The sequence below is a fragment of the Texcoconibacillus texcoconensis genome (genome assembly GCF_014202575.1).
Classification (GTDB): Bacteria; Bacillota; Bacilli; order Bacillales; family Salisediminibacteriaceae; genus Texcoconibacillus; species Texcoconibacillus texcoconensis.
The window spans coordinates 1-5410 of the sequence record NZ_JACHHB010000029.1; the positions used below are offsets into that span (position 1 = coordinate 1).

Here is a 5410-nt window from a genome sequence, read left to right on the forward strand (position 1 = left end):
TCGGATTCCGCAGCCCGACGATGGTAGTTGGAGGCGATCCCCTGTGAGAGTAGGACGCCGCCAGGCATTTGAGGACATGTCGCAGAAGCGATGTGCTTTTTTTATGTTTTCAAGAACTGGTCACCGCAAGCTGAATAGGTTTGAGGGGGAGTAACTTTACTATTTGTAATAACGATTATTGTTTTATTTTTTCTGTACTAATATTCATTTTTACGGAGAGTTTTGTAAGATTCTCAAAATTCTACTCGTTTAATTTGTAACGCTGCTTTCTTTTATCGTGTAAAACGATACTATAGATATTATTATTGTTTTCATTATGGAGAGTCTCCTCTTGGGAATTGTGGGTTAGTTTTGACAACTTGTCTCGTACCAAGGGAGACTCTTTTTTCAAAATTAAGGGTATTTAAGGTAAAATGTCTCTCAGTATATTTTTTACTTATATGCTCATATTAATGATGAAGTTACTTTCCTTCTTTTCTACGATCGGAAACCTGTTCTGCACCAATCCCCCAATTATCCATGTCTACTTCTTCAACAATAACGATTGTTGTTTCAGGGTTCTTATTTAACTTGTCTTGTAATAACTTTGTTGCGCCTTCTATTAATTCAGATTTTTGTTCCTTGGTTAACCCACCATTTTCCTGAGTGACTTTAATGTTAACGTATGGCATAAATTTGCTCATCCTTTCTAGAATAAATAGTGATTAATAAACTCGCTAATCCAAAAATCAATACGATACCAGATAACAAAAAGGCATTGAAGTAATTTCCCTCAGTTATGATAAATCCCGCTGTGAGTGGACCGAAAACTTGTCCAATACTATATACTGAAGTCAAACCGCCTATCAAATTTTGAGAATTACCTACAGAGAGTGATTTACCTAATGTAATTGTAAGTGTAGTAATTCCCATAAAAGTTCCGCCATAGAGGAGAGCGCCGAACAAAATTGCTAAATCACTCACTGATACAATTGGTAGAACAACTCCTGCAATTTGCAAGGTATAAGCTATGCATAGTGCCTTTTCGATACTAATTTTATTTCCTAGCCAAGACCAAAATAGACAGGAAGGTATAGCTCCTATACCGACAATTGCCCATATATATGAAGGATGCCAACCGATAGATGTAGTTGAAGTAAGCATCGATACAATAAAGGTTCCAAAAATGATATACCCAAATCCTTCACAGGCGTAAGAAATGTATAATGAATGAATTGTCTTTCTTTTTTGAATTGTAAAGTGTTCTTCTCTTACATTTGTTTTTTGAGTAATACTTTCTTTTGAATTGTTTTCTTCATTATTTAACCCTAATGAAACGAAAACACCCATCATTGCACCAAGAATTCCTAATGAAACCCAAATGAGTCCCCAATTCATGATTAACTCAAATGTCGGGACCAGTATACCTGTTAAAAAGATTCCTAAACCTACCCCTCCATAAAAAAAGCCAGATAATCCTAATCTGTTTGATTTGTTTAACTTATCTAAAATAATGCTCGATACCAGTACAAAAACTAACCCACTTGTGACACCAGAAATCAGTCTGAGAATTAACCACAATGAAAAGAATTCAGTTAACCCCATGATGGTTGTAGTTAAAATATTAATCCACAGCCCTGTATAAAAAGCTTTTTGTCTATTTACGATGTTCCTGGCACCATATGCACCTAAAAAGTAGCCGATATAATTGGTAGTAGCTAGTACTCCAGCTGTTAAAGGAGTTAGGTTCTCTTCTTCCATATATGGCAGAAGAGGGGTATAAGCAAAGCGACCAATCCCCATTACAATGGCAAGTGAAAGCATGCCTATTATTGCTATGAAAAAGGGATTAGTGATTTTTAACAAATATTCCACCTCCTTCATGTTTGTTGAATATAGTATACGATTTCTTTATATTAAATGAAATGCTAACTTACTATATCTATTGATATTAAAAGTCAGTCAGTTCTCCTTATTTTAAGCTACAGCTAATCCCTTCTCGCTTCTTAGGCCCTAAGGATCGTGTGCATGCTAACGGTTGATAGACTCGATTGTGTTTTAGTGCTAGGAGTATGGGAAGTTTTGTAAAAGTGTTTATCGTAAGCAAGCTAGTTCTAAAATGACCTATTGTGATGTTGATCCAACTGAAGAGAAAAATCCAAAGAATGTTTCTAAAGAGGGGCCTATTGAACCTCTTGTTTGCTGCGGTAACTTATCATTATTTTTGAGGGCAATAATGGTCCTTACCGACAATTATTAAACGATCGTCCAAGAAAACGTAACAACTTTAACGAGGTTTTCTCACGACTATGTTCCATACAGAACTTCAATATTTCACGTACCTTATTTTTACCAAAATTATTCATATGATAAAATATATAAGTATTCACTATACTGTAATGTTTTTACATGTGTTTGTCTTTGTAAAAAACTATTAAATGTGAGGGGAGATTCCTTTGAATTTAGAGCAATTTCCGAGAAACATCTATACAAAATTAATAACACCGATTGAAAAAGCAAATAATTTTTCCGAGTCGGTTAATGGCCCTAATGTATTTATTAAACGCGATGATTTATTAGGTCTTACTGAAGGTGGAAATAAAACAAGGAAACTTGAGTTCCTAATGGCCGATGCGATGGAGAAGGGTGCAGATACCATTATTACAGCTGGGGGAATTCAGTCTAACCATTGTCGTTTAACATTGGCAGCTTGTGTGAAGGAAAACCTTAAATGTGTACTCGTTTTAGAGGAAAACGAAGTTCAGCAATATGAAACAGAGACAAATGGGAATTACCTCTTGTATCAATTGCTAGGGACAGAGTCAATTAAGATTGTACCTAATGGGACGGATGTATCTAAGGAAATGGAAAAGCTAGCTAAAGCAGAGAGTGAAGCAGGTCGCCTTCCATATGTGATTCCAGTAGGTGGATCGAATGTGGTAGGGGGAACTGGTTATGCGGCTTGTGCTGAAGAGATCGAACAACAAGGTAATGAATTAGGGGTAAAATACAACTATGTTGTTTGTGCAAGTGGTAGTGGTGGGATGCATGCGGGCTTAATTGCAGGGTTTTTAGGGATGTCAAGTAACACAAAAGTGATCGGGGTAAATGTTAGTCGAGGGAAAAACGAGCAAGAGGAGAAAGTATATCAACTTAGCCGAGAAACTTCTTCTTATATTGGTTTAAAAAGTGAGGTACCTAGAGGATCTGTAACTTGTTTTGACGACTACATAGGGCCTGGTTATGCATTGCCGAGTGAAGAGATGGTCGAAGCAATAAAACTATTAGCAAGAACAGAAGCAATTTTACTTGATCCAGTCTATACTGGTAAAGCATTGGCAGGATTAATAGATCTAATCGATAATGAATACTTCCATCCAAGTGATAATATTTTATTTTTACATTCAGGTGGAACACCCGCGACTTACGCATACGCATCACTTTTTCAAAATAAATAATAAAAAAGGAATGTTAATAATGGAAGATAAAGTGTTAATTGTAGAGGGGAAGAGTGATAGAACACGGATCGAACAAGTGCTTAATGAACCAGTAAATATTATTTGTACATACGGAACATTGAGTCAAGAAAAGCTAGAGGAACTGATTTTACCTGTTGAACACATGGATGTTTATATTCTTGTTGATGCAGATGATGCTGGTGAAAACTTGAGAAAACAGTTAAAGCACGAATTACCGAATGCAACGCATCTATACACAGATAAAATGTTCGGACAGGTTGAGACGACACCAGTTGATTATTTAGCAGAAGTGTTAAAAGCATATTTTGATGTGAAATAAGGATTTTATATTTGGCTGATGTATAAGTTAGACTCGCTGCGACCTTCTTAGGCCTTCTAAAGAGAGTAGTAGCGAGTTTTTATTTATTTAGAACCCGAGGACATACGTATCAAATGTATAAATAAACCATGCGTACACTCAATTCCCATTTCTTTTTTCTGATGTTTATTGTAAGCTATATAAACGAAACGTAAGGGATAAAGCGAGCGATATGAAAAAAGATTTTAAACTAAAAATGCCGAAAGTTATTGACGAGGTTGTTTTTTAATGATATTATATTAATTGTCGCTTTGAGAGACGGTGCGTCAACGATATAATTCGTTATAAATTGTTTGGTGTTAAAATTTTTGATGCGCTAGCTTGTCTTGATAGGTAAATTATATGCGGGTGTAGTTTAGTGGTAAAACCTCAGCCACGAGCGAAACTTCATTGAGTAAGCTACGAGTTATCTCGACGCATTGACATCAATGGATGAACTGGAAGAGGAAGAGACGTGAAGAAGGCCCTTAAGCGTTAGGGAAATTGTGAATGATAACAACATATATAAATGCGGGTGTAGTTTAGTGGTAAAACCTCAGCCTTCCAAGCTGATGTCGTGGGTTCGATTCCCATCACCCGCTCCATTGTGGGCCTGTAGCTCAGTTGGTCAGAGCGCACGCCTGATAAGCGTGAGGTCGGTGGTTCAAGTCCACTCAGGCCCACCATCATTACTTTAAATCTTTTATGGGTAAAATGATGCTTCTGTGATGGTTTAAATTTATGAAAATATGATGTGAACGGCCCGTTGGTTAAGTCAGCAACTTTTCACGACGGAATAGGAGATGGATCGTCACCGCTGCCGCCACAAAAATACGGAGGAGTACCCAAGTCTGGCTGAAGGGAGCGGTCTTGAAAACCGCCAGGGGCTTAACGGCCCGCGGGGGTTCGAATCCCTCCTCCTCCGCCATATTTTTTAACAGACTTGATACAACAAACAATAAAAATGGTCCCGTAGTGTAGCGGTCAACATGCCTGCCTGTCACGCAGGAGATCGCGGGTTCGAATCCCGTCGGGACCGCCATATAATGGAAGGGTAGCGAAGTTTCCCAAGCGTGGCGAACTGAAAAATCGTATCCTTAGAGTTCGATGGTTCGAGTTCTTTTCCCCTCTATCATTTAAAATATTGGGCTATAGCCAAGCGGTAAGGCAACGGATTTTGATTCCGTGATTCGCAGGTTCGAACCCTGCTAGCCCAGCCATTAATTTATAACGAGCCATTAGCTCAGCTACGAGCGATGCGACCAAGAAGAGTCATCGAGTTGTCTCGACACATGTACTACAAAGAAAAGCTAGAAGAGGAAGAGACAGGCAGACCTCGAAGCAAAGCATCGTCCGTAAACAACATGAACCATCAACATTGAAAACACAACGAGCCATTAGCTCAGCTACGAGCGATGCGACCAAGAAGAGTCATCGAGTTGTCTCGACGCATTTACTATAAAGAAAAAGCAAGTAGAGGAAGAGACAGGCAGACCTCGAAGCAAAACGTCGTCCGTAAACAACATGAATCATCCACATTGAAAATACAACGAGCCATTAGCTCAGCTGGCAGAGCATCTGACTTTTAATCAGAGGGTCGAAGGTTCGAATCCTT

At 38.3% G+C, this 5410-nt stretch carries 4 protein-coding genes and 5 tRNA genes; 7 read left to right on the top strand and 2 right to left on the bottom strand.

From position 1 onward, the window contains the following. Positions 1 to 461 precede the first annotated feature (461 nt). Positions 462 to 671 (bottom strand): tautomerase family protein, encoded by a 210-nt coding sequence (locus HNQ41_RS16380; protein WP_184665518.1) that lies wholly within the window; start codon positions 669 to 671, stop codon positions 462 to 464. After that, a complete protein-coding gene (locus HNQ41_RS16385; RefSeq protein ID WP_184665519.1) occupies positions 658 to 1845 on the bottom strand; it encodes a YbfB/YjiJ family MFS transporter in 1188 nt (395 codons plus the stop codon). The genes HNQ41_RS16380 and HNQ41_RS16385 overlap by 14 nt, the downstream gene beginning before the upstream one ends. Positions 1846 to 2435: 590 nt before the next feature. Here HNQ41_RS16385 and cuyA point away from each other — a divergent pair. The 7 genes from cuyA (at position 2436) to HNQ41_RS16420 (ending at position 5015) form a co-directional block, all read left to right on the top strand. After that, positions 2436 to 3437 (top strand): D-cysteate sulfo-lyase, encoded by a 1002-nt coding sequence (gene cuyA, locus HNQ41_RS16390; protein ID WP_184665520.1) that lies wholly within the window; start codon positions 2436 to 2438, stop codon positions 3435 to 3437. A gap of 19 nt (positions 3438 to 3456) precedes the next feature. Beyond that, the gene (locus HNQ41_RS16395; protein WP_184665521.1) at positions 3457 to 3777 is read left to right on the top strand and encodes a toprim domain-containing protein; all 321 of its coding nucleotides are present in this window, start codon (positions 3457 to 3459) and stop codon (positions 3775 to 3777) included. Between the two features lie 549 nt (positions 3778 to 4326). After that, a tRNA-Gly gene (locus HNQ41_RS16400) sits at positions 4327 to 4400 on the top strand. Between the two features lie 4 nt (positions 4401 to 4404). Then, positions 4405 to 4481, top strand: a tRNA-Ile gene (locus HNQ41_RS16405). 149 nt (positions 4482 to 4630) lie between these two features. After that, positions 4631 to 4723 (top strand) — tRNA-Ser (locus HNQ41_RS16410). Between the two features lie 38 nt (positions 4724 to 4761). Next, positions 4762 to 4837, top strand: a tRNA-Asp gene (locus HNQ41_RS16415). Between the two features lie 103 nt (positions 4838 to 4940). Beyond that, positions 4941 to 5015: transfer RNA gene (locus tag HNQ41_RS16420), tRNA-Gln, on the top strand. Positions 5016 to 5410: the final 395 nt, after the last annotated feature.

What these genes read in the sequence shown, in the direction of transcription:
- HNQ41_RS16380 (WP_184665518.1), bottom strand. Translation starts at nt 671, where the DNA reads ATGCCATACGTTAACATTAAAGTCACTCAGGAAAATGGTGGGTTAACC.
- HNQ41_RS16395 (WP_184665521.1), top strand. Translation starts at nt 3,457, where the DNA reads ATGGAAGATAAAGTGTTAATTGTAGAGGGGAAGAGTGATAGAACACGG.